At 58.6% G+C, this 23,940-nt stretch carries 22 protein-coding genes; 13 read left to right on the top strand and 9 right to left on the bottom strand.

Annotation, left to right across the window (positions count from 1 at the left end):
• Window positions 1–8: 8 nt before the first annotated feature.
• The 10 genes from GDN47_RS17515 (at window position 9) to arcC (ending at window position 10,013) form a co-directional block, all read left to right on the top strand.
• Window positions 9–776 (top strand): SDR family NAD(P)-dependent oxidoreductase, encoded by a 768-nt coding sequence (locus GDN47_RS17515; protein ID WP_145636437.1) that lies wholly within the window; start codon window positions 9–11, stop codon window positions 774–776.
• 28 nt (window positions 777–804) lie between these two features.
• Window positions 805–1,404, top strand: coding sequence for an NADPH-dependent F420 reductase (locus GDN47_RS17510; protein ID WP_145636434.1), 600 nt, complete (start codon window positions 805–807; stop codon window positions 1,402–1,404).
• Between the two features lie 10 nt (window positions 1,405–1,414).
• Entirely contained in the window at window positions 1,415–1,897 is a 483-nt protein-coding gene (locus GDN47_RS17505; RefSeq protein WP_210248402.1) for an NADPH-dependent F420 reductase, read from the top strand.
• Between the two features lie 283 nt (window positions 1,898–2,180).
• Window positions 2,181–3,170, top strand: coding sequence for an AraC family transcriptional regulator (locus GDN47_RS17500; protein WP_173002518.1), 990 nt, complete (start codon window positions 2,181–2,183; stop codon window positions 3,168–3,170).
• A 57-nt stretch (window positions 3,171–3,227) separates the two neighbouring features.
• Complete coding sequence (locus tag GDN47_RS17495; RefSeq protein WP_152093909.1) at window positions 3,228–4,436, top strand: MFS transporter; 1,209 nt, start codon at window positions 3,228–3,230, stop codon at window positions 4,434–4,436.
• A gap of 279 nt (window positions 4,437–4,715) precedes the next feature.
• Entirely contained in the window at window positions 4,716–5,210 is a 495-nt protein-coding gene (locus GDN47_RS17490) for an NUDIX hydrolase (protein ID WP_113353491.1), read from the top strand.
• Between the two features lie 145 nt (window positions 5,211–5,355).
• Window positions 5,356–6,822: an arginine-ornithine antiporter gene (arcD, locus tag GDN47_RS17485; protein WP_152093908.1), complete on the top strand. Its 1,467-nt coding sequence runs from the start codon at window positions 5,356–5,358 to the stop codon at window positions 6,820–6,822.
• A 14-nt stretch (window positions 6,823–6,836) separates the two neighbouring features.
• The gene (locus GDN47_RS17480; RefSeq protein WP_152093907.1) at window positions 6,837–8,054 is read left to right on the top strand and encodes an arginine deiminase; all 1,218 of its coding nucleotides are present in this window, start codon (window positions 6,837–6,839) and stop codon (window positions 8,052–8,054) included.
• 17 nt (window positions 8,055–8,071) lie between these two features.
• Entirely contained in the window at window positions 8,072–9,073 is a 1,002-nt protein-coding gene (gene argF / locus GDN47_RS17475) for an ornithine carbamoyltransferase (protein WP_113353493.1), read from the top strand.
• Between the two features lies 1 nt (window position 9,074).
• Entirely contained in the window at window positions 9,075–10,013 is a 939-nt protein-coding gene (arcC, locus tag GDN47_RS17470) for a carbamate kinase (RefSeq protein ID WP_152093906.1), read from the top strand.
• 212 nt (window positions 10,014–10,225) lie between these two features.
• Here arcC and scpC read toward each other — a convergent pair whose 3' ends face one another.
• The 6 genes from scpC to GDN47_RS32040 all read right to left on the bottom strand — a co-directional run bounded on the left by scpC (window position 10,226) and on the right by GDN47_RS32040 (window position 18,573).
• On the bottom strand, window positions 10,226–11,716 hold the full coding sequence (gene scpC / locus GDN47_RS17465; RefSeq protein WP_152093905.1) for a succinyl-CoA:acetate CoA-transferase ScpC: 1,491 nt from the start codon (window positions 11,714–11,716) through the stop codon (window positions 10,226–10,228).
• 207 nt (window positions 11,717–11,923) lie between these two features.
• Window positions 11,924–13,183, bottom strand: a complete 1,260-nt coding sequence (locus GDN47_RS17460; protein ID WP_308936547.1) for an MgtC/SapB family protein — start codon at window positions 13,181–13,183, stop codon at window positions 11,924–11,926.
• A gap of 72 nt (window positions 13,184–13,255) precedes the next feature.
• Window positions 13,256–14,377, bottom strand: coding sequence for an ABC transporter permease (locus GDN47_RS17455; RefSeq protein WP_145321146.1), 1,122 nt, complete (start codon window positions 14,375–14,377; stop codon window positions 13,256–13,258).
• Window position 14,378: 1 nt separating this feature from the next.
• Entirely contained in the window at window positions 14,379–17,096 is a 2,718-nt protein-coding gene (rbbA, locus tag GDN47_RS17450) for a ribosome-associated ATPase/putative transporter RbbA (protein WP_152093903.1), read from the bottom strand.
• Complete coding sequence (locus GDN47_RS17445) at window positions 17,093–18,127, bottom strand: HlyD family secretion protein (protein WP_113388834.1); 1,035 nt, start codon at window positions 18,125–18,127, stop codon at window positions 17,093–17,095. The genes rbbA and GDN47_RS17445 overlap by 4 nt, the downstream gene beginning before the upstream one ends.
• 275 nt (window positions 18,128–18,402) lie before the next feature.
• Window positions 18,403–18,573, bottom strand: a complete 171-nt coding sequence (locus GDN47_RS32040; protein ID WP_173002517.1) for a hypothetical protein — start codon at window positions 18,571–18,573, stop codon at window positions 18,403–18,405.
• A 167-nt stretch (window positions 18,574–18,740) separates the two neighbouring features.
• Here GDN47_RS32040 and GDN47_RS32730 point away from each other — a divergent pair, with 167 nt between their 5' ends.
• Window positions 18,741–19,190: a DUF2267 domain-containing protein gene (locus GDN47_RS32730; RefSeq protein WP_113388835.1), complete on the top strand. Its 450-nt coding sequence runs from the start codon at window positions 18,741–18,743 to the stop codon at window positions 19,188–19,190.
• 91 nt (window positions 19,191–19,281) lie between these two features.
• Here the strand turns inward: GDN47_RS32730 and GDN47_RS17435 are convergent, their stop codons facing one another.
• Entirely contained in the window at window positions 19,282–19,641 is a 360-nt protein-coding gene (locus GDN47_RS17435; protein ID WP_113388836.1) for a hypothetical protein, read from the bottom strand.
• Between the two features lie 18 nt (window positions 19,642–19,659).
• A complete protein-coding gene (locus tag GDN47_RS17430) occupies window positions 19,660–21,261 on the bottom strand; it encodes an MBL fold metallo-hydrolase (RefSeq protein ID WP_113420644.1) in 1,602 nt (533 codons plus the stop codon).
• Between the two features lie 126 nt (window positions 21,262–21,387).
• Between GDN47_RS17430 and GDN47_RS17425 the strand changes: the two genes are divergently transcribed.
• Together GDN47_RS17425 and GDN47_RS17420 are read left to right on the top strand one after the other, a co-directional pair.
• Window positions 21,388–22,221: a universal stress protein gene (locus tag GDN47_RS17425; RefSeq protein ID WP_113388865.1), complete on the top strand. Its 834-nt coding sequence runs from the start codon at window positions 21,388–21,390 to the stop codon at window positions 22,219–22,221.
• 326 nt (window positions 22,222–22,547) lie between these two features.
• Complete coding sequence (locus GDN47_RS17420; RefSeq protein WP_152093902.1) at window positions 22,548–23,195, top strand: BON domain-containing protein; 648 nt, start codon at window positions 22,548–22,550, stop codon at window positions 23,193–23,195.
• Between the two features lie 97 nt (window positions 23,196–23,292).
• Here GDN47_RS17420 and GDN47_RS17415 read toward each other — a convergent pair whose 3' ends face one another.
• Window positions 23,293–23,799: an Hsp20/alpha crystallin family protein gene (locus GDN47_RS17415; RefSeq protein ID WP_152093901.1), complete on the bottom strand. Its 507-nt coding sequence runs from the start codon at window positions 23,797–23,799 to the stop codon at window positions 23,293–23,295.
• Window positions 23,800–23,940: the final 141 nt, after the last annotated feature.

Raw genomic sequence — 23,940 nt, 5'->3', positions numbered from 1 at the left:
GAAATGAAATGGCACATCCTCTCAAAGGAAAAGCCGCTCTCGTAACCGGGGCGTCGCGCGGCATTGGTCGTGCCATCGCCGAGCGCCTCGCAAAGGATGGCGCGACGGTCGCGCTAACCTACAACACCTCCAAATCTGGCGCCGACGAGGTGGTGGCGGCCATCGAGAATGCTGGAGGCACCGCGTTTGCGATCCACGCGGACCTCGTTGACCCGGCGACCGTCCCGATCTTATTCGAGAGACTCGACAACGAGTTCACCAAGCGAAACGGAAGCAAAGCCCTCGACATTCTGGTCAACAACGCCGGCAACTCCGGCTGGGTTGGCTTCAAGGACGCGACGCCGGACAGTTGGGACACCCTGATCGCGGTCTATGCCCGAGCGCCCTTCTTTATCATTCAGGCGGCCCTGAAGCGTCTCGCCGACGGCGGATGCATCATCAACATCTCTTCCGCCGCCGCCACGAAGCCCGTGACGGCCGCGCCTGTCTACTCGATGGCCAAGGCGGCCATCAACAACCTGACCCATGCGCTGGCGGCGGAACTGGGACCGCGCGGAATTACCGCGAACGCTGTCGCGCCCGGCTACACGCGAACGGATGTGAACGCCGCCATTCGAGAAAACCCCGAACTCATCAAGGCGGTCGAGGCCGAAATCGCGATGGGACGCTTTGGAGAGCCTTCGGAAATCGCCGCCGTCGTCGCGTTCCTGGCCTCCGATGACGGCCATTGGGTGACGGGCCAGACGATTGAAGCAAGCGGCGGCTACAAGCTCTGACCGCGCCGAACAATCGAAGGAGAATGTGATGAGCTACGCGATTATCGGCTTCGGCAATATCGGCCGAGCTCTGGCCAAAGCGTTTTCCCGCAACGGCATCGAGGTGTCCGTTGCAACCACGCGCGACCCTGCAAGCTTCGCATCCGATGCAGCCGCGATCGGGCCCGAGATTATTCCCAAGACCCTGACGGAAGCTATAAGGGCGGATGTTATCTTTCTAGCTGTCCGCTTCGAACAGCACCCGGACGTCGCCAAGGTGCTGTCCACGTGGCAGGGGAAGACGATCGTCGATGTGACCAATGCCTACGGCGTGCCTCCCGAGAAACTGGGAGGGCAGCCGTCGTCCAAATTCGTTGCGCAGGCCTTCTCCGGTGGAAGACTGGTCAAGGGCTTCAATCATCTGGCTGCCGCCGTGCTCGGCCAAGATCCGGCCGTGCATGGTGGCAGGAGGGTCGTGTTCCTGGCGAGCGACGACGGCGGCGCGACAGCGGAGGTTGCCGCGCTTGCCGAACAACTCGGTTTCGCGCCGATCAACCTTGGCGGCCTTTCGGAAGGTGGGCTGCTCGTTCAGGCGCGCGGCAACGACTGGGGTCATCTGATCTTTAAGGATCTGGTCAAGTTCGATTGAGGAATCATGCATGAGCACTATCAGCATCATTGGATCCGGCGGCATGGCCGCGGCAATCGGCGGCCTTGCCGCCAAGGCCGCGCATACCGTCGAGGTGGCCAGCCGCGATCCCGCCAAGGCGCGGGCGCTCGCCGAGCAGATCGGAGCCGGAGCGACGATAGCGACTTATGGCGCCGCTCCGACCGGGGATATCGTCGTCCTGGCAGTGCCTTACACCAGCGCCGCGGCTGTGATCGCCGATTACGGGAACTCGCTTGACGGCAGGGTGATCATCGACATCACCAACCCCCTTGCCCCCAACCTTTCGGGTCTCGTCACTCCGCATGGCGGTTCTGGCGCGCAGGAGATCGCCAAGCGCCTCCCCGCCCGCGCGCCTGTCGTGAAGACGTTCAACACCATCTTCGGTCACGTGCTGGCCAAGGGTGAACGCCTCGACGCGTTCATCGCAGCCGACGACACGAAGGCGAAGGGCACGCGTCTCGACCTTCCTTGAAAGTCTAGGGCTCCGTCCGTTTGACGTTGGTGGCTTGCACATGGCCCAGACGCTGGAAGCGCTCGGCTTGATGATGATCAGCCTGGCCAGGAACGGCGCCGGTACCTGGGATTTCGCCATGAAAATCGATCTTGGCTGAACCATCGGCGGCGGGCCGGATATTGGGAGCCCGCGTTTGACGGCATTCGTATGATTGAGACAGCGTTCCTTGCTGGCTAGGAGCGATCACATTTGCATCGCTGACCCGCTTGAATGCTGGACGCTTGGGACCTAAATTGGCTCGATGCTTGATCATTCGTCTCAACCATTGTCGCCGTCAAATGTCCCAATGGACGCCCTAAGCGAAGTCCTGCAAGACTTTCGCTTGAGTGGCGTCAATTATGGACGCTGCGAACTCAGACATCCATGGAGCATCGCCTTTCCGCAACAACAGCTGCTTCGTTTTCACTTTGTCAGCCAGGGTCCGTGCTGGATCCATACCGAAGCGCAAGGATGGCAGGAGTTGAACGATGGCGATCTGGTTCTGCTGCCGCAAGGCGTCGCGCACCGGTTGGCCAGCGCGCCAGATGTCGAGGGTGACTCGCGCAAGAGCTGCCAGATAACAAGATTGGGAAGCAACGTATGCGACGTGGTGCGGGACGGAACGGGTGCGACGAGCACCCTCTTCTGCGGCTCCATGGTCTTGGGGGCGCATGCACTTAATCCCTTGGTCGCCTTGATGCCGCCAATCATCAAGGGCTGCGATGTGGCCGGCAATGACCCGATCGTTGGCCCCCTGCTGGCGGCCATGTCGGCGGAGGCGACACAGCCACAGATGGGAAGCGCGACCGTCTTGTCGCGCATGGCCGACTTGCTCGCGGCACGGCTCATCCGCTGCGGGGTCAATTGCAGCGGGGGCTCGACCACCGGCTGGCTCGCCGCCATCCGCGATCCCCATGTCGGACGTGTGCTGGCGGCCATGCACCGAGACCCCGGCCGTAACTGGACCCTCAAAAGTCTCGCGGGCTTGGCGGGTCAATCGCGTTCGATCTTCGCCGAGCGCTTCAACGCCATGTTAGGAGAAGGCGCGGCCCATTATCTCGCCCGTTTGCGGATGCAGCTTGCCCGCGACCTGTTGGGGCAAAGCGGCATGTCAGTCGCCGAAGTTGCTTCTCGGTTGGGCTATGAATCCGAGGCATCCTTCGCTCGCGCCTTCAAACGCATCACCAGCGTCTCACCGGGCGTTGTGCGACGCACAAGTTCCGGACGAATGGACATGGATTTCGGATTTTAGGACACATACCGTCCCGAATAGTTCGTCTATGACCTCTCCTAACTTAAGGAGATACCTATGACGGACACGACATCGCAACTTCATGGGGTAACGATTGAACCGGATACCCCGGAACCATCCACGTGGAGCGCGGCGACCTGGTTCGCCGTCCTTTCAATGGCGGCCACCAGCTTCGCGCTGGTATCGGCTGAATTCCTGCCGGCGGGTCTGCTAACCCCGCTGGCGCGCGATCTTGCGATTACCGAGGGAACAGCCGGACAGGTCGTCACCGCCACAGCTTCCGTCGGCGCTGTCACCGCCCTATTGAGCAATGTTCTGATCGGCAGGCTGAACCGCAAGACGGTGTTGGTCGGCCTCAGCGCCTTGGCGATCGGCTCCAATGTCCTTGCATCATTGGCGACGGACTTTTGGCTATTGTTGTTGGGCCGGGCTGGGCTGGGCATCGCGCTGAGCGGTTTCTGGGCGCTTTCAGTCGCCGTCGTGGCGCGACTGGTCGGCGCCAATTCGACGGGTCGGGGCATGGCCATCGTCACCCTCGGCGTCTCGCTCGCCACCATAGCTGCGCCCTCGGTTGGAGCTTTGATCAGCGACTGGCTGGGATGGCGCGTGGCAATGGCGATGACCGCCGGACTTGCCGCGCTCGCCTTGCTGCTGCAGCTACTGAGCTTACCGACACTGCCCGCGAGCACAAGCAACAGCCTCGCCGATGTTTTCCGGCTGACGCGGCGGCGTAGCGTTCAGCTGGGGATGCTTGCCATTCTTTTGCTGATGACGGGCCATTTTGCCGGCTCGGTCTATGTGCGTCCCTTCCTCGAACAAGTGACGCTCCTTGAAACCAGATCGATCGCCCTGGCTCTGCTTGGGTTTGGCATCGCTTCCGTGATCGGCAATGTGGCCGGTGGCCGAATGGCCGACGCCAGCATTCGCCTGGCCCTGGCTCTCACGGCGGCGCTGATGGCGTTTGCCGCGCTTGCCTTGGTGCTTTGGGGCGCTCAAACCGGTATTGCCTTCGGCCTCGTGGCGCTTTGGGGCTTCGCCTTCGGCATGGCACCGGTTGTACTGCCGACCAATCTTTCCCGCGGGGCAACCGACGCTTTGGAGGCTGCCGGCAGCCTGATGGTCGTCTCTTTTCAGGTCGCCATCAGCATCGGCGCGGTTTTTGGCGGCTATATCGTCGATCGCTATGGCGCTGTCGGCCCTCTGACGCTTACCGCCATCCTGGCCGTATGGACACTCGCCTTGGCGCTGACACAACCTCGCGGCTAATCTGTTTTTTGAAAAACAGTATAACAATCGAAGAAAAAGTCGCGAGATGTCGTCAGTGGCGGCATAGCCATCCTGACGATCCGACAATCATTGTGCTGCGGCGAGAAACAATTCTCTGCCGTTGTTCGTACCTTTGTTGGAGGCCTGTGAATATCTTGCTGATCAGGATAGTGTGGGTCGGTTAACCACTTTATTAGCACATTCAAACGCGGTTCTGGCTGTCAACAAATCCGAATTTGCATAAGGGCCAGTCTCGCCTCCCGGCGGAAATGATCAGCCATGAAGAAAAGCGCTGGCATCTTAATGTACAAAGAGGCGGAAAGCGGTTTTTTGATCCTGCTTGTCCACCCAGGCGGCCCCTTCTGGCACAAGCGAGATGAGGGCGCGTGGTCCATTCCCAAGGGCGAGTATAAGGAGGATGAGGAAGCTGAGGCCGCGGCCCGGCGGGAATTTGCCGAAGAAATGGGACACGTGCCCGAAGGCAAGCTGCAACCGCTTGGCCAATTACGCCAGAAGAGCGGTAAGCATGTCATTGCCTTTGCGTTGGAGGGGGAATTCGACACCTCCAGCCTGCGCAGCAACATGTTCGAAATCGAGTGGCCGCCGCGAAGCGGACGCATGCAAGCATTCCCCGAAGTCGATCGTGCCGAGTGGTTCGCCCTGGCCGAGGCGCGCCAAAAGATCGTCAGCGGCCAGGCCCCCTTCCTGGAACGTCTGGAGGAGCTCCATGTGGCAGCCGCGCGACGCGTCGTCGACCAGACGGGCAAAAAGTAATGCTGTATTACGCCGGCTGACATTCGAACGACAGGACGTCGACGTTCGCGAAAAATGACAATTTACTTGACCAGGATCAAGGTTTATCGCCGCCGCCCAGTGTCCAGTGTCTCCCATGGATATTTTCGATCCTTGGGAGAAGATCATGACTTCGATCGGCATAAAACTTGTTACCTCGACCGAGCCGGTCGCGGTTAATGGGAAATTGCGACTGGGTTTATTAACGGCGTTGGTCATCGGCTCGATGATCGGCTCCGGTGTCTTCAGCTTGCCACAGAACATGGCCGCAGGCGCCGGCCCGTTGGCCATCGCAATCGGTTGGGGGATTACGGCGATTGGCATGCTGTCGCTGGTCTTCGTATATCAGTCCCTGGCCACCCGCAAACCAAACCTTAACGCTGGTCCCTATGCTTATGCAAAAGCCGGCTTCGGACCATTTATTGGCTTCAACAGCGCTTGGGGCTACTGGCTGAGCGCATGGATCGGCAATGTATCCTATGCGGTTATCGTTTTTAGCGCCCTATCCTATTTCTTCCCATCCTTCGGCGATGGAAACACTTGGCAGGCGGTGCTCGGTGCGTCGATCCTGCTATGGTTGATCCACACGCTTGTCCTTGCGGGCATCCGCCAGGCGGCGGTCGCGAATCTTATTGTCACCATCGCAAAGATCGCGCCGATTGTATTGTTCGTCGGGGTCAGCGTCGTCGCCTTCAAGCTAAATGTCTTCTCGCTCGATTTCACCGGTCTGGGCAATGCTAGCCTCGGCTCGATCACCACCCAGGTCAAGAGCACCATGTTGGTCACTCTCTGGGTATTCATCGGCATAGAAGGTGCCAGCGTCTTCTCGGCCAGGGCAGAGCGACGGAGCGATATTGCGACAGCAACGGTGCTCGGCTTTTTCACCTGCCTCGCATTCTACGCACTCGTGTCCCTTCTCTCGCTCGGCATCCTCAACCAACCTGCGCTTGCTGCGCTGAAAAATCCGAGCATGGCCGGGGTACTTGAGGCGGTGGTCGGCCCCTGGGGTGCGGCTCTCATCAATATCGCGCTTGTCATTTCGGTGATCGGTGCCTTTCTGAGCTGGACGCTTCTTGCAGCCGAGATTCCCTTCGCGGCGGCCAAGGACGGGACCATGCCGAAATTCCTCGCCTCGGAAAGTGACCGCGGCGTCCCATGGGCTTCGCTGCTGATCACCAATCTTCTTGTCCAGACGTTCCTGGTCGTTACGCTCTTTGCTCATAGCACCTATCAGGCGTTGTTTTCCATCGCATCAACCGCGATCCTCGTGCCCTACATCTTCTCGGGCGCCTATGCTGCGAAGCTTGCCATATCAGGCGAAAGCTATGCACTGGGTGAGCAGCGCACCGCTCCAATGCTCGTCGGCCTTCTGGCAACGTTTTATGGGTTGTGGCTCGTCTACGCGGCCGGCCCGGCCTACCTGTTCATGTGTGCGATCCTCTATGCGCCGGGCATTCTCTTCTATGTTCTGGCCTGCAGAGAGTCAGGTCAAAGGCCCTTCCGTCTATTCGAAGCCGTGCTTGCCGCCGCGCTTGTGGCAGTGGCCCTCCTTGCTGCCTACGAAATGTGGGCCGGCCTCGTCAGCCCATTTTGACAAGGAGCAGCGTCATGAATGTTCTCGGGGTTCATTCGGAAGTCGGTCGTCTCCGCGAAGTCATGGTTCACCGCCCTGATCTGAGCCTTCGGCGCCTGACACCTGACAATTGCAGGGCCCTGCTTTTCGACGACGTGCTTTGGGTCAAGCGTGCACGCCAGGAGCATGACGTCTTCGTCGATGCATTGCGCGAACGCGGCGTGATTGTGCAGTCATTGGGCGAATTGCTCATGGAAACGATGGCTTTGCCCAAGGCGCGCCGCTGGCTGCTCGATCGCCGGGTCGAATCCGCGGTTGTCGGACGTGACATGGTCGACGAACTGCGCGGCTGGCTCAATGAGATGCCAGCGGATCAGCTAGCGACCTGCCTCGTCGGCGGCATCGCGCGTGCCGAATTGCCATTTGAACCGCTTGGGCTGACTGGACGGACACTGGCGCCGCAGGATTTCGTGCTACCACCGCTGCCGAACCAGCTCTTTACCCGTGACAGTTCCTGCTGGATCTATGGTGGCGTTTCGGTCAATGCCATGTATTGGCAGGCGCGGCGGCCAGAGGCTGCAAATGTCGAGGCGATCTATCGTTTTCATCCTCGGTTCAACGCAGCCGACTTCACATTCATCTCGCCCGAGAGCTCGGTCACCGGAACCAGTCTTGAAGGTGGTGACGTGATGCCGATTGGTGATGGTGTCGTCCTGGCCGGCATGGGTGAGCGCAGCACTCCGCAGGCGGTCGGCACTCTTGCTCGAAGTCTCTTTGCAAGCGGTATCGCAAAACGCGTCATCGCGGCCCTTATGCCGCGCGATCGCAGCTTCATGCATCTCGATACCGTCTTCACCTTCTGCGACCGGGATCTGGTGACCATGTATCCTCCCGTCGTCGATCGCTTGCGGAGTTTCTCGCTGCGGCCGGGCGATGCCGAAGGTTCGGTGGATACTCGGGAGGAGACATCTCCGTTTACCGACGTGGTTGCGCAAGCGCTTGGATTGAAGAGCTTGCGTGTCGTTGCGACCGGCGGCGACCGCTATGAAGCCGAGCGCGAGCAGTGGGATGACGGCAACAATGTCATCGCCATCGAGCCCGGCGTTGTCATCGGCTACGACCGTAACGTCTATACCAACACGCTACTGCGTCGTGCAGGTATCGAGGTGATCACCATCGACGGAGCGGAACTCAGCCGTGGCCGCGGCGGCGGTCATTGCATGACGTGCCTGATTGCTCGTGCCCCCCTTTAGTTGCGAAGGAACTTGTCATGCCTATCAATCTTCATGGTCGCAGCGTTCTGTCCCTCGATGATCTGGATGCCGAGGAGATTCGGTATCTGCTACGCCTTGCCGCCGATCTCAAGGCCGCGAAACTGGGCGGTTACGAAGTGCCGCGCCTGACGCGAAAGAACATCGCACTTATCTTCGAAAAGGACTCGACACGCACCCGAACCGGGTTCGAGGTGGCAGCTTATGACCAGGGCGCCCACGTCACCTACATGGGTCCCACCGGCAGCCATATCGGCCACAAGGAATCGATGAAGGATACTGCACGCGTTCTCGGCCGCATTTATGACGCCATCGAATATCGCGGGTTCGCGCAGCGTGCAGTCGAGACGCTGAAAACCTATTCCGGCGTGCCCGTCTATAATGGGCTGACCGACGTTTCTCATCCGACGCAAATTCTCGCCGATCTCATGACCATGCGCGAATTCACCCACAAGCATCTGTCTGACATGGTCGTGGCCTTCCTTGGCGACGGGCGCGACAATGTGGCGATGTCGCTGGCGCTAGGCGCCGCCAAGGTCGGAATCGATTTTCGCCTCGTCTCGCCGACGGCCTTGTGGCCGGACCAAGCGTTTGTCGATCATGTGAAATCGGAGGCATGGAAGAGCGGCGGCAAGTTCGCTTTGATGGAACATGTCGGTTCAGGGGTACTGGGGGCCGATTTTGTCTATACGGACGTCTGGCTTTCAATGGGCGAGAGTGAATCGGCTTGGGAAGAGCGCATCGGGCTTCTTTCCCCATTCCGGGTTACCGCCCAGGTGATCGAGGCGACCGAAAACCCCTATGCGAAATTCATGCATTGCCTTCCAGCGTTTCACGACACCGAGACGGAAGTCGGCGCCCGCATCGCTAAGGAATATGGCATTGATTGCATGGAGGTGACGAACGAGGTTTTCGAGTCTCATGCCTCCATTGTTTTCGATCAGGCCGAAAATCGCATGCATACGATCAAGGCCTTACTCGTCGCGACGATTGGAGGCTGACATGCTGATCGTCGCTGCGCTCGGCGGGAACGCACTTCTGCGCCGCGGCGAGCCGATGACCGCTGAACATCAGCGCGCCAATATCCGGGTCGGTGTTGCCGCCTTGGCTGATCTCATTCATGCCGGTCACTCTTTGGTCATCACCCATGGCAACGGTCCCCAGGTCGGGCTCCTTGCTCTGCAGGCGGAAGCCTCCAACGGCAATGGTTTCCCCTTGGATATTCTGGGCGCCGAAACAGAGGGGATGATCGGCTACATGATCGAACAGGAGCTAGGAAATCTCCTGGAGAACAATCCAATCGCAACCTTGCTGACCATGGCACGGGTAGAGGCGGCCGACCCCGCCTTTTCACATCCGACTAAGTTCATCGGGCCGGTTTACGATGCAGCAACCGCGCGACGGCTCGCCAGAGAGCGGGGTTGGAGAGTTGCGCCAGACCGTGAAAACTGGCGGCGCGTCGTCGCCTCGCCAAAACCCTTGGCAATCGTCGAGGCAAAAACCATCGCCTTGCTGGTCAATCACGGCGTGACCGTCATTTGCACCGGCGGCGGAGGCATCCCCGTGATTGAGCAGGCTGATGGCAGACTTACCGGGATAGAAGCCGTGATCGACAAGGATGCCGCCAGTGCGCTGCTGGCAAGGCAGCTAAATGCCGACATGTTGCTCCTTCTGACAGATGTCGATGCGGTCTATCTGGACTACGGGACACCAAAGGCTCAACGCTTGGGTCGCATTGATCCGGAGATGTTATCTGACGTGAGGTTCCCACCAGGCTCGATGGCGCCAAAGGTCGCCGCCGCGATCCAGTTCGCAAAGGAAATGGATAGACCGGCCGGCATCGGCAGGCTGGAGGACGCGGGCGCCATCGCCTGCGGCGAGAAAGGAACCTTGCTCGACCCGCGTCTGTCGGCAAAAGGTTGCTATAGGCAGCAGGCGTAGGCCGGTTCATTCCGTATGCGAGATTCGATCTCCCTCGTAGCAACGATCAATATTGCATGCGTCGACACTCCGATTTCAAAAACTCCCTGTTTCCGCAGGCATGTCTAGACGCTTCCTCCGGATAGTGATGAACGTTTCCATTCTGGCACACAGATGCCGTCGGGAGCGTCCATCAGAGGCCGATCGTGAATAAATGATCCTCGATATCCAAGCTAGGCCAGCATCCGGCCAATTTCGCGCAGTGAGCTGTGCCATTTGAGTGCCTCTTCGATGACGTGCGGCGTTTGTCCACCCCGCGCAAGGGCTCTTTTGTGGTAGTCGAACAGGGCTCCGCGGTAGGCCGGATGCACACAATTGGCGATGATGGTGGTAGCGCGTTCCCGCGGCGCGAGACCGCGAAGGTCAGCCAGTCCGGTTTCGGTCACCAATATATCGACGTCGTGTTCGGTATGGTCCACATGGCTGACCATGGGCACGACCCTTGAAATCGCCCCGGTCTTTGCCGTCGATTTCGTGACGAAGATGGACATGTAGGCGTTACGGGCAAAATCGCCCGAGCCGCCAATCCCATTCATCATATGTGTTCCACCGACATGGGTCGAATTGACATTGCCGTAGATGTCGAACTCCAACGCGGTGTTGATTCCGATGATCCCAAGGCGACGAATGACTTCCGGATGATTGCTGATTTCCTGCGGGCGCAGGATCAGCCGCGGTTTATATGCTGCGATATTTGGAATGACCTTGCGATACATGTCGGCGGACAAGGTCATTGAGGAACCGGATGCAAATGTGAGCTTTCCGGCGTCGATCAGATCGAAGGTCGAATCCTGAAGGACCTCGGAATACATGGTCAGATCGTGAAACGGCGTATCGATGAAACCGTGGAGTACGGCGTTTGCGATCGTGCCGATGCCGGCCTGAAGCGGCAGCAGGCTTTGGCTCAAGCGTCCGAGTTTGACCTCATGCATCAGGAATTCAGCCAGATGCCCGGCAATCGCCCGCGTTTCAGCATCCGGCGGCTGGATGGTCGAAGAACTATCGCTGTTTTGCGTGACGACGACAGCGGCGATCTTCTCCGGAAGAACCGGAATGAAAGGAACGCCAATCCGGCTGTCTGGTGACATGACGGGAATTGCCTCGCGGCTTGGCCGGCGCGTCGGGATATAGATATCGTGCAGCCCTTCCAATTCCTGTGGCTGCGACTGGTTGATTTCGACGATGACCTTATCGGCCAGGATCGCGAAGCTTGCCGAATTGCCGACCGATGTCGTCGGAATGATCCCGCCGTCTTCGGTGATGGCCGTCGCCTCGATCACGGCAATATCGACCGGCGAGATCTGGCGGCTGCGAAGAAGTTCCACCGTCTCGGACAGATGCTGATCGATAAACATGACTTCGCCGGCATTGATCGCGTTTCGCAGAACCGGATCGGACTGAAAAGGCAGTCGACGGGCAAGCACATGCGCCTCGACCAGGGCCTTGTCGAGATTGTTGCCCAGTGATGCGCCGGTCATCAGCGTGATCTTCAGCGGATCGTCCTTGGCGCGCTTGGCAAGCGCCATGGGCACGGCCTTTGCCTCGCCCGCGCGCGTAAAGCCGCTCATGCCGATGGTCATTCCGTCCTTGATCAGCCGGGCGGCATCGTCCGCGCTTACAATGCGTTCGAGCAGCTCCCTGTTTCTTATGCGCCCGCGAAACATGGCGATCCTTCCTCAGATCATGGATATCTGGAACAAGAGCCGAGTTTGCGACATGCGCTGCATCTCGGTCTTTCGGGGTAAAGGGGACGAGAAGTCGGGACATTTTCTAAGCCGAGTACGCAATGCTGCATTGATTTGCGTCAATTGAGCTCGGTGCCGGCCATGATTTCACGGGGGATCGCGATGTCCTGGCTCCCCGGCCGGCGGTCACGCCAAGGTGCTAAACCCGAAATAGGCAGCAACGGCGACGACGAGCGCCGTCGACGTTGTCACAATCAATGCTGTGGCGTAGGCGCGACTTCCGAACATGATGGCCAGCACCATCTTCACTATCAGATTGGCGGCCGCGGCCAGAGAGATCGCGATCATCGCAACCTCCGTCGTCAGCACCGAGCCCGCCATGCGTGCCGTCGACAGGGTGATGGCATCAAGATCGGCAAGTCCCGAAAGCAGCGCGACGACAAATATCATCGATGGCCCGATCTGGTCGATCGTGAATTTCGATAGGAAGCTTATGACGCCGAGAAATGCTCCGAAACGGAGAACCGTGAGCAATTCGAACGGATTATCTGGATTGATGTCGGTTGCCTTATCGTCGGCCTTCGCTCCCCTGAGCATCAGGAAGGTCGCCGAAAGAAAGACAAGAATGACGGGAACGAACGCGACAGCCAGCTTGGGAATGAGTACAGGCGCCAATATGCCACTGATGACCAGTGCCCGTCCGATGGACATTGCTCCGGCGATCGACGCGCCGGCAGCGAGGCTGTCGGTCGCCTGAGTGCTGCGGCACGATAGACGCGCAAAGGACAAGGTGACAGCGGTTGACGAAATGAACCCGCCTGCAGCCCCACTAAAAAGGATTCCATGTTTTGCTCCGGCGATGCGGACCGCCAGATAGCCGACATAGGAGATGGCGGCAATCATGATTGTCAGCAGCCATAGCTGGAATGGATTGATGGCATTCCAGGGATCGATTGTTCTGTCGGGAAGGAGGGGCAGCGCAACGAGTGTCATGGCAAGCAGCACGAGTGCAGCTCTAAATTCCAGCCATGTCAGGTTTCGCAGAAATCCATGCAGACTATAGCGAGCAGCCAGCAACGCAGTCACCGCGACGCCTCCGGCCGCAGCGACGGTCATGTCGGAAACGGTCGCTATGACCCCAAGGACGAAGACGGCGAGAGCCGCTATGACGCTGGTGACGCTGTAGTCTTCTTCCTGCTCGGCCTCGTATCTGCTGAAGACGACAAATGCAATGCCGAAAACAACGAAAACGGCGGCCGGCAGGATCGGTCCGAGCTTGACCTGCAGGAAACCTGCCAAGCCGCCGAGAAAGCCGGACAGGCCGAAGGTGCGAATACCGGCCGTTCTTTTACCGGGCTCCGTCTCGCGCTCCTGCCAGCCGCGCTCAACCCCGACCAGAATGCCGATGGCAAGAGCGAGGCTGAGACGCTGAAACGCTTCGATCATATCCATTTCATGACAATAGTAACGAGCGAATGCACAAGCAATCTGGACTACCAAATTCCACCGGGAGGCACCTCACTGACCGCTGAGAAGCGACTTGCGAAAACGCAGCGTAGCCACGGCAAAGAATGCCGCTCCGATGCCGAAGAGCGCCAGCATTTGCGGCCATATGATCGCAAATCCGGCTCCCCGATAAAGCACGGCCTGGGATAAGGCGACGAAATGTGTCGATGGCGAAAGCTGCATCACATTCTGCAACCAGCCGGGCATGCTCTCCATGGGTGTCGTGCTTCCGGATAAGAGGTTCATGATGATAAGCACCGGCATCACAATCAGTCCGAACTGCGCCATCGAAGTGGAAACGGTGGCAATCAAGATGCCGAGTGACGTCACCGAAAACTGGTAGAGGACGGCCGCGGTTACAAAGAGGCTCACAGATCCGGCGACGGGCACACCGAGCAGGCGCTCGACGACGGCGATAAGCGAGAAGATCGCAGCCACGACGATGACGAGGCCATTCGCCCATATTTTTGCGAGCATGATTTCGATCGGGGTGACCGGCATGACGAGCAGGTGCTCGATCGTTCCATGTTCGCGCTCGCGGATCAGTGCCGCGCCCGTCAAGATAACCGAGAGCATGGTGATATTGTTGATCACCTGCATCACGGCCGTGAACCATTCGGATTTGAGGTTGGGGTTGAATTTCGCCCGTACGATCAGATTGATCGGTTGTTTCTGATCAACTCCGGGCATTGCCGTCAGCACCTCCTGCAGGATGATATTCTGGATATAGGAGGCTCCATTGCCGGCCTGCGACATCGCGGTCGCGTCGATATCAATCTGGACCGATGGATGGCGCCCGGCAATCACGTCCTGCTCGAATTTGGGTGGAATCTCGACGACAAAAACGAAGCGGCCGGCATCCATCACAGCATCGATCTCGTCGGCATCGATCAATTCCGGAGGCTTGAAAAATGGCTGTAGCAGGGCATCGCGCAATCGTGCGGACAGCATCGAACGGTCTTCATCGACGATCGCCACCGCGGCATTCTCAACCTCGAATTTCGCGCCCGTCGCCACGGCGTAGATGGCGAAGGTAAATGTATAGACGATCAGCGCGACAAGGACAGGATCGGCCTTGAGGCTGTAGAGCTCCTTGATGCCCAGGCGAAGGATCCGGAAAAGACGGGCAGCCATGTCAGGCCCCTCTCTTTCGCAGTGAAATAATCGCGGCCGCGATGAACCCGAGTCCAAAGAGGCCGATCACCAACATATCGAACCAGAGATCGGCAAAACCCAGCCCCTTTGCTAAGACACCGACGCTGACCGGCTGATACCATGCCGACGGGAAGGCAAGCCCCATGAGCCGTCCGCCCCCCGAAAGCGACGAGACTGGGACGAGCAGTCCGGAAAAATTCACCGCCGGGATAATGGCGATGATGGCTGTCGCGAAAATGGCGGCGACCTGACTGCGGACAAAGCTCGATATGAACAGTCCGAAGCCGGTCGTCGCGAAAACATAAAGCAGCGATCCGGCAGCAAAGGCCAGGAGGGAACCTTTGACCGGCACTGCGAAGACAAAACGAGTCATCAGCACAAGAAGAATGAAACTCAGGAACGCGATCGCGACATAGGGCAACTGTTTGCCAAGAAGGAATTCGATCTTCGTGACGGGCGTCGACTGGAAGTTGGCGATGGATCCGGTCTCTTTCTCCTTGACGACGCCAAGCGCGGTCATGATGGCGGGAATGAGCACCAGCATCAGCACGATGACACTTGGCACAATGGCGTTGGCGCTTTTGAAAGCCTGATTGTAGCGAAAACGACGTTCAATTTCTATGGGATAGGGGGATGTGGCGCGACCGCTTTGACGGGCGGCATTATCCGTCATGTAGCTCGTGGCAAGCCCTGAGACATAGCCGCGCGCCGTCTCCGCTCGGAAAGGCATGGCGCCATCGAGCCAGACCGAGACTTCCGGATGGATCTGACGCAGCAGATCCCTGCCGAAATCTGTCGGAATCTCGATCGCCAGCTTCAGCTCGGCGCTTTTGAGACGAGTCTCAAGGTCATCGATGGAGGACACCGCCGGTTGCTCATCAAAATAGCGCGAACCCTGAAAGCTCTCCAGAAGTTGCCTGCTTTCAGCCGATTGGTCCTGATCGAAGACCGCAAAGGGAAGACGCTCCACATCGAAGGAGATGCCGTAGCCGAAGGCCAGGAGGAGAATGACCGGACCTAGAAATGCGAAGATCAAACGCGTGGGGTCGCGGCGTATTTCCAGGTTTTCGCGCCATGCATAGGCCCATAAGCGGCGAAGGTCGAAGATGCCCGGCTTCGAGACGTCGGCAGCCTTCGCCGCAGTTGCGATTGGCGGCGTGTCGTCCCGTCCCATCCCCGCCTCAGTGAGCACGTCGATGAAGACATCCTCCAGCACCTCGCAACCGCGCTGCTTTTTCAACTCCGCCGGACTGCCGACGGCGAGCACCTTGCCCTCGTGCATCATGGAAATACGATCACAACGTTCGGCTTCATTCATGAAATGCGTGGAGAGGAAGATCGTCACGCCATCTTTGCGTGACAAGCTCAGGAGCGAACGCCAGAAACTGTCGCGGGCGACGGGATCGACCCCGGATGTCGGCTCATCCAGGATCAGTACCTCCGGGCGATGGATGACCGCCGCCGCCAGTTGCAGGCGCTGTCGCATGCCGAGCGGCAGGCTCTCCGGGCGACGATCGGCAACGGCTGTCAGTTCAAAATCGGCAAGCATTTCCTTGACACGAACCGTTACCTGCTCGGCCGGAAGGCCGAACAACTGTGCATGCAGCACCAGGTTCTGGCGGACCGACAGTTCGCTATAAAGAGAAAATGCCTGTGACATATAGCCGACGCGGCGACGCGTTTCCAAATCCCCGGCCTTGAGCGGCTGACCGAAGAGGCGCGCCTCGCCTTCGCTTGCGGGAAGCAAACCCGTCAGCATCTTCATCGTGGTACTTTTGCCGCTGCCATTCGAGCCGAGAAAGCCGAAAATCTCGCCCCTTTCGATACGAAAGCTTACGTGATCGACCGCAGTGAAGTCATCAAAACGTCTGGTAAGTCCCTCAGCTTCGATCGCGGGGATACCATCTCCAGCCAGGCGCGGGACCACGAGAAGCGGCGCATCGGCTCTGCGTAGTTCCTCCGGCAAGAGTGCAACAAAGGCGCCCTCCAGGGAGGATTGTCTTGTGCTTCGCTTGATCTCCGCCGGGCTCCCCGTCGCGATGACCCGGCCTCCATGCATGGCGACAAGCCAATCGAAACGTTCGGCTTCTTCCATGTAGGCAGTGGCGACGATGACGCTCATCCCCGGCCGTCTGGCCCGCATGCGTGCGATCAATTCCCAAAATTGCCGACGCGACAGCGGGTCGATGCCTGTCGTCGGTTCGTCGAGAATAAGAATGTCCGGATCATGAATAAGAGCGGCGCAGATGCCAAGTTTCTGTTTCATGCCGCCTGACAGCTTACCGGCGGGGCGATCCCGAAACGGAGCAAGCCCAGTGATCTTGAGCAGTTCGTCCATATGTTCCCGGCGCTCGTTGCGATCCATCGCGAAGAGGCGACCGAAGAAATCGAGATTTTCCGCAACGCTCAGCGTCGGATAGAGATTGCGGCCGAGACCCTGGGGCATATAGGCAATGCGGGCACCAGCGAGACGGCGCTGATGCGCGTCGGACATATCGCCGTCGAGGACGTGGATGTTCCCCTGTTGCGACCTTGTCACCCCGGCAGCGAGCGCGAGCAGCGTCGACTTTCCAACGCCGTCCGGGCCAATGACGCCTGCCATGCAGCCCGCCGGAACAACGAGATCGACCCCGTCGAGTGCCACTTTCTTCCCATAGCGATGCGTAACGCCGGCGAGGCTGATAACTTCGCCCGTCATTGGGGTAACTTCACGGCGAGTTGCGGCGGCCATGCAGCGGCAGGATCGGTGCGCACGTAACCCACGCCGCGAACCCCCGTCTTCACCCGGGTTTCGTACTGCTTGAGCAAATCGGAGGCGATACGAAGTTTGACGCGGAACATCAGCTTCTCGCGCTCGTCCTCGGTCTCGACCGTTTTCGGCGTGAACTGCGCCTCCGCGGCAACGAAGGAGATGGTCGCAGGTACGACATAACCGGGCGCTGGATCGAGAATGATTCGCGCCTCATCACCAAAAGCGAGGCGCCCAGCGGCCCTCGCTGGCAGAAAAACGGTCATATAGACGTCAGTCAAATCCAGGAGTGTCGCGATCGGCGCACCGGCTGCCACCACTTCGCCCGACTGCACCAACTTATATTCCACGCGCCCTCGTCTGGGCGCCTTTAGGATCGCATCGTCGAGCTGCGAGCGAATGCGCGCAACCTCGGCGCGGGCGGCGTCCAGCCCAGCCTGAGCCTCATCGCGGCTTGCGAGCGCGGAACGAGAGACCGCCTCGGCAACGGCGAGCTGGCTGCGACGCAGGTCGAGTTGTTGCCGCGTACCGCTGCCGGTGGCACTGAGATCGGAGGCTCGTTCAAGTTCCAGGCGCGCAAGTGTGAGTTCGCTACCACGCTGCGCGATGGTCGCCTCGGCAGTTGCCACGCCGGTTTCGGAACGCCGAACTTCCGCCTCCGCGCCCGAAAGCTGCGCATCAAGCTCGGACGTGTCCATCCGCGCAATGACAGCGCCGGGATCGACTATCTGTCCCTCCTCGACAAGAACGTCGGCGACACGGCCAGCGAATTTCGCGGAAACCAGAACCTGTTGCGCCTCGATGCGGCCGTTGGACGTCGCGATGCCGGGCACCTGCTCGCTGCCGCGCAGCTTGTTCCAGAGCTCTTGCACGTGGTCGCTCAACGTTGCTGCATCACGCGCCACGGCGTCGTGGCTTCCTGCATTCAGGCTCAGGATCGCAACAACGGCAAAAAGAAAAGGGACATGGGATTTGTGCAAGAAACGGCTCCCGAAGAACGAACTGAATGGGTGCTGCCGGCGTGGCGAACCACTCAGGCGCTGCGTTCATTATTCACGGGTGGGATTCCTCGTCATTGACGTAGATCATCTGCTCAGTGCAAGCGTCGCGATCAGTCATTGTTCGATCCGATCCGTGAAGAGAGATCTTCCGTCCTTTGAGAAGAGACTTCGGCTGGCCGGAAGCAGCAAAAGGCCACGGGATCTCACATCCCTCTGCCATTCTTTCGGCCTGATAGACATGTCTCGCTTCGTCTCTACTGGTCGATCACGGCATGACCGCCGCCTGCACGGGCGGCGGAGACGCCCTTGTGATCGAACAGACGGACGGTGGACTTACCGAGATTGAGGTCGTCATCCACGAGGATCCCGCTGATCCGTGGCGGGAAGTTCCCAGCGGCTCTATAGCGCCGAAGGTCGCTCTTCATAAGTAATCCATGGAGACCGTTCAACTCGGGGGGAGATAGTTCTGTCATCGTCAAAGCCGGCAAGACGTCGCCTCAACATCCCATGCAAATAGAACCGCGATGTTGATCCAGGACAACGCGCATCATCGGGAATTCGGTGACGATAGTCTCGATCAAGGAGGCTTATCATGAACTTTATCCCTTCCCAGACCTTCTCGGATTCTGCGCACCAAGCCGAAACATGGGTCGTAGAATTGTCCGAATATCTCCATTGTGAACGGAATGAGGCCTATGAGTGCCTGCGCTCCGTCCTACACGCGCTTCGAGATTCAATGAGCCAGAAGGCAATGGCTGACTTCTCAGCGCATCTGCCGCCATTGATCCGCGGATTATTCTACGAAAACTGGCGGCCTGAGCACACCCAACCGTGCTCAAATAGAATGGCATTCCTTGCGAGCGTAGGCACGCGATCAGTGAGGCTGAATGACATAGGCGTCGAGCAGGCAGCACAGAATGTCTTCAAGTTGCTGGATCATCGCCTGAGCCCACCTGCGATCAAGAAAGTCAAGCTCGCGATGAACCCGTCCCTTGGGTCGCTCTGGCCCGAGCGCCCACAGCAATCAAATAGCGCCGCGTAGCTTAACAAGACGAACACCGGCAAACCGCGATTTGAGAAACGCGTGGGCTTGCGGCGCTGCCTTTATTCCGGCTGGTTGCTGCCGTGCGCTGTCATTTCATGCTCGCTATGCGCCGCAATCGGCGGACGGTCTCGCAACCACCGGACTTCGCGGTGGTATCAGCCTGGTTGCCTGCGACTTCGGCTGCCGCATCAAGTAGCTCCAAGGCATATACTACCCCCGCATCGGTGTCCTCGTGACAAAGGCTTGCGTTTGTGCAGCGCGCATCAAGGGCTTGTCTGATCCTATTCTTGATAGAGAGCATTCCCGTGCTGCCGGAATAGGCCGAAAGCTCATGCAGGCAAATTGAGGCGACAATCTCCGACGCGATGACCTTGCCCTCGACCTCTCCGAGCGTCGGAATGGCAAATCGCTGCCCTCCCCTTCTGCAATCGCGATCCGTCATCAGCATGGTCTTACTCCGTTGTGGCTAGCTTGAACGCCCGTCATCCTCAATAGCTCTTTTGACGCGCCGAAGAATAACGGCGCGCGCTTTCCGGTCGGCGGTTTGACGCAACCGCTCCTCGAGATCGAGGACGATCGATTGATAGTCATTATGCCAATCCGAATGGCCGACATCCTGGGGCGCTAGGCGCGGAGGCGGCGTACCGCGTGCGAGCGGTACGGCGGCTGTTTTCGTCAGACTGTAGCTGTCGTCGAGCGATGGCACGACAATGGTCGCTTCCGGCTTCTCGACCAACAGACGAGATTTCAGACTGTCGCGCGCGGCAGGCTCGCCATGAACCAGAAACAGCCCCGAGCGAATCGGTTCCCTGGCTCCTATCCAAGCTCTCAATTCGCTGGCGTCGGCGTGACCGCTATAGGCATCCAGTGATCGCACAGTCGCGCGGACAATGATCTCCTCACCCTGGATTTTTACGGTGCGCGCGCCGTCTTCAAGAATTCTCCCGAGGGTGCCGGCTGCCTGGAATCCGACGAGCAACACAGTGCCTTCATCGCGCCAAAGCCAGTTCTTGAGACGGTGACGAATGCGGCCGGCCTCACACATGCCACTGGCAGCGATGATGATATGGAAGCCGCGAATGAGGTCGATTGCTTTTGATTGCTCGGCCGTTTCCGTAAAGCGTACATTTTTGGCATTCAATGCTTTGATCAGTAGGTCGCCGTTGGGGATGGAATGCGCATGCTGCTTGAAGATTGCGGTCGCGCGCGAAGCCAATGGAGAGTCGATGATGATGGGACAGCGGGATATCTCACCAGCATCCATCAGCCCATTGATATCAGCCACCAATTCCTGTGTGCGTTCGACCGCAAATGATGGAATCAGCAGAGCGCCGTTGGGATGATAGGCCTTGAGAAGGATCTCGCGAAGTTGCCCGCGACGAGCGACGTCGGAAACTTCGTCTCGTTCACGATCCCCATACGTGCTTTCGCAGATGACGTAATCGAAATCCTTGGGAGCATCCGGTCGGGCCTCCAAAAGCTTGTGTTGCGGACCAACGTCACCGGAAAACAGTATGCGGATGGGGCCATTTTCGGTCGCGAGTTCGATCTCGACCGAAGCCGAACCGAGCAGATGTCCGGCGTCCCAAAGCCGAAATCCAAGTCCGCCCTCCAATCTCTGCCATTCTTTGTAGGCGACCGCTCGAAACTGCATCATCGCGGCGCGCGCGTCTTCTGCGGTGTAGATGGGTTGTAACGTGTCGCGCGATCTATGCCGGTAGCGGCGATTCAGCTGATCGACTTCCGATTCCTGAATATGTCCGGAGTCTTGCAGCATGATCGAGCACAGATCCAAGGTCGCTGGCGTGCAATGAATAGGCCCTTCGAAGCCGGCTTTCACCAGCTTCGGGATAAGTCCCGAATGATCGATATGCGCATGGGTCAGAATGACGGCGTCAATCAGAGACGCATCGAATGGGAACGGCCTGTAATTCAGTTCCTTCTCGGTCTTGGAGCCCTGGAACATGCCACAATCGACCATTATGCGGGTGCCGCGGTGCTCAAGGACAAAGCACGAGCCGGTTACCGATCCGGCCGCACCGTGGAAATGTAAAACTGAATCCGTCATCTGGTTCCCTCGCATGCATCCAACCTTATGCGCAGCGGATCAGGCTCGCTTTGCGGAAGATCAAGGAAATGAGATTGAAAGTGAGGTTTGCTGTCCTTTCCTCCAAACAAGAAAGGCGATCCGACCATGTCCATCAAAACCGTCTTGAGTATCCTCGATGTCAATCAATTCAAGGATGACCTGAAGGGCGCCGTCGATTTTTGCCAAACGCACGGTGCCCATCTTACCGCATTGGTGGTTTCGATGTGCGCCACGCCTCCACTCACCGCACATGATGCCCTCTCCACGATCAGGCTCGGTGAGCAGCAACGTGAAATAGATAGATTGACCGAAAGAGCAGCCGATATCAAAACGCTGCTCAGCGGGAGCGCGTCCTCCTATGACGTGCAGGAAATCTACACGGAATTTGCCTGGGCAGACGATGACATAGCCGAGCGAGCTCTTTATGCCGATCTCGTCCTCATCGGTCCGGAGGCCGCCCGCAACGAGGAACTTCGGCGAAGAGTGATCGACGGGGCGTTATTTCAGTCGCCCGCACCGGTGCTTGTCACCCCGAGCGACAAGATGGTTCGGCTCCCGCCGAAAACAATTTTGCTGGCCTGGGACTCTGGCGAGGAGGCCGCGCGCGCCGCGCGCCAGTCGATCGACTTCTTGCAAGCCGCCGGAACGGTTCATGTCACGCTTGTCGATCCCCTTGCTGCGCGCTCCGTCAATGGCGAAGAGCCTGGCGCAGATATCGCTGCTTTCCTCACGCGACATGGTGTCAAGGTCGATGTCGATTGCGTTGCGAGCGGCGGTCGATTGGTCGATGAAACGTTGCGACAACACGCAGCAGACATCGCAGCAGACATGATCGTCATGGGAGCCTATAGTCATCCACGCTTGCAGGAACGCCTGTTCGGTGGAGTGACACGATCGATGCTGAAAGACTCGGACATACCGTTGTTTCTTGCCCACTGACAGCAAGCGCCAATGCTGTTTTCCTGGCATGCCTCCTTGATGCTTGCCAGCATTGTAGACGTCGCATGATCAACAGATAGCCCGATAAGAGAGCAAGCGCGGCCAGTCAGCCATCGACTGAAGACGAAACTTGATAGCCCCTGAATCCGCGCACCAGGGGACCCAGTTCCAGACGACCCCGGGTGTACCCACCGGTCCCGACCGACCAGACGGAGCTCGCCAAGACACGGTTTCGTCTTTGACCCAACGCAATGACACTGGACGCCAGATTGACGAGATTTGATTTGAGGCGCGAGCCTCGATCAATTGTCTTCAAGGAGGACATCATGAGTGATCTGAAGATACGTCGGGATATTCTCGATGAACTGGAATTTGATCCCAGCATTGACGCCGCCGCGATCGGCGTTTCGGTGCAGAATGGCGTCGCGACACTATCTGGCCATGTCAGGAGCTGTGCTGAGAAAATGGCGGCGGAGGCAGTTACTCGGCGGGTGAAAGGCGTCCGGGCGATTGCCGATGAGATCGATGTGCGTTGGCCCGAGCAAAAAAGGCATGCCGACGATGAAATCGCAGCCCGCGCACTTGATATCATTACCTGGGACACTGCGTTGCCCGATGGCGCCATTGACGTCAAGGTCCAGCGCGGGTGGGTAACACTCTCTGGCGAAGTACGCTGGCACTTCCAGCGCATGGCGGCGGAAAATGCCGTCAAAAAGCTTGGCGGCGTTGTTGGCGTGACGAATATCCTAACCATCCGGAAACTTGTCGGCGCATCGGATATCAAGGAACGGATCGAGCAGGCGCTACGGCGAAACGCTGAGATCGAGGCGGATGGAATCAGAGTTCGCGTTGCCGACAGCAAAGTCGTTCTTGAAGGCGACGTTCATGCCTGGAGCGAGCGTCATGCGGCAGAGCAAGCAGCATGGTCCGTCCCCGGCGTCGCCATTGTTGAAAATCATCTTCATGTCGGCTAACGCCGAAGGGAGGGGTTAGCCCCTCCCTTCTTCTGCCCCCGGCCCCCTTGGCAACCTACAGCTGAGCCGCGACGGACAAGTGTAAAGCGCTTGTGGGCTAGCCTGCCTTGATTGCAATTTTCCGGTCATTCTTGTGAGCATTGGCTGTCTTCGGTAAAACGACCTTCAATACGCCATTTTCGAAGGACGCGTTGATACTGTCTGCATCGACACCGTTGGGAAGTTGGAGACTGCGCTGGAACGACCCATAGCGCCGTTCGCTGAGATAGTATTCCTTCTCCTTTTCCTCCTTGCGTTCATGCTTTTCGCCTTTGACCGTCAGGATGCCGTTCGCGAGCGTCAAATCCAGCTCCTTCGCGTCGATCCCCGGAAGCTCAACTGTGAGCTCATAGGTCTTGTCGGACTCGACGAAGTCAGCAGCCGGCACGCCGCGCGTGAAGGCATTCGGGAAACGAGCAAACGTCCGGTCGAAGAAACCCGGAGTAAAGTCATTGAAGACGCGATCAATTTCCGATCGCAGGCTCTCAAATGGCGCCCAGCGCTCCATAGCGGGCGCCGTCTTCTTCTCCGTGCTCACGGGAAGCTTTCTTGCCATATCGGCCATATCTTTTCTCCTCTTCGTTACGGGGACCATTGGAGGGCGACTTTGCCTCGGCCCCTTTCCAAACCGTCTTTAATAAGACGTGGTGTCATCAAAGACGGTGTCGCGAGACTGTTCATTGATTAGCATCAAAATGACGTGCAA

It is taken from the genome of Martinezella dioscoreae (assembly GCF_009176305.1).
Taxonomy (GTDB): Bacteria; Pseudomonadota; Alphaproteobacteria; order Rhizobiales; family Rhizobiaceae; genus Rhizobium; species Rhizobium dioscoreae.
The sequence above is the reverse complement of the archived record's forward strand: the minus strand, read 5'-3'. Positions and strand labels throughout refer to the sequence as shown.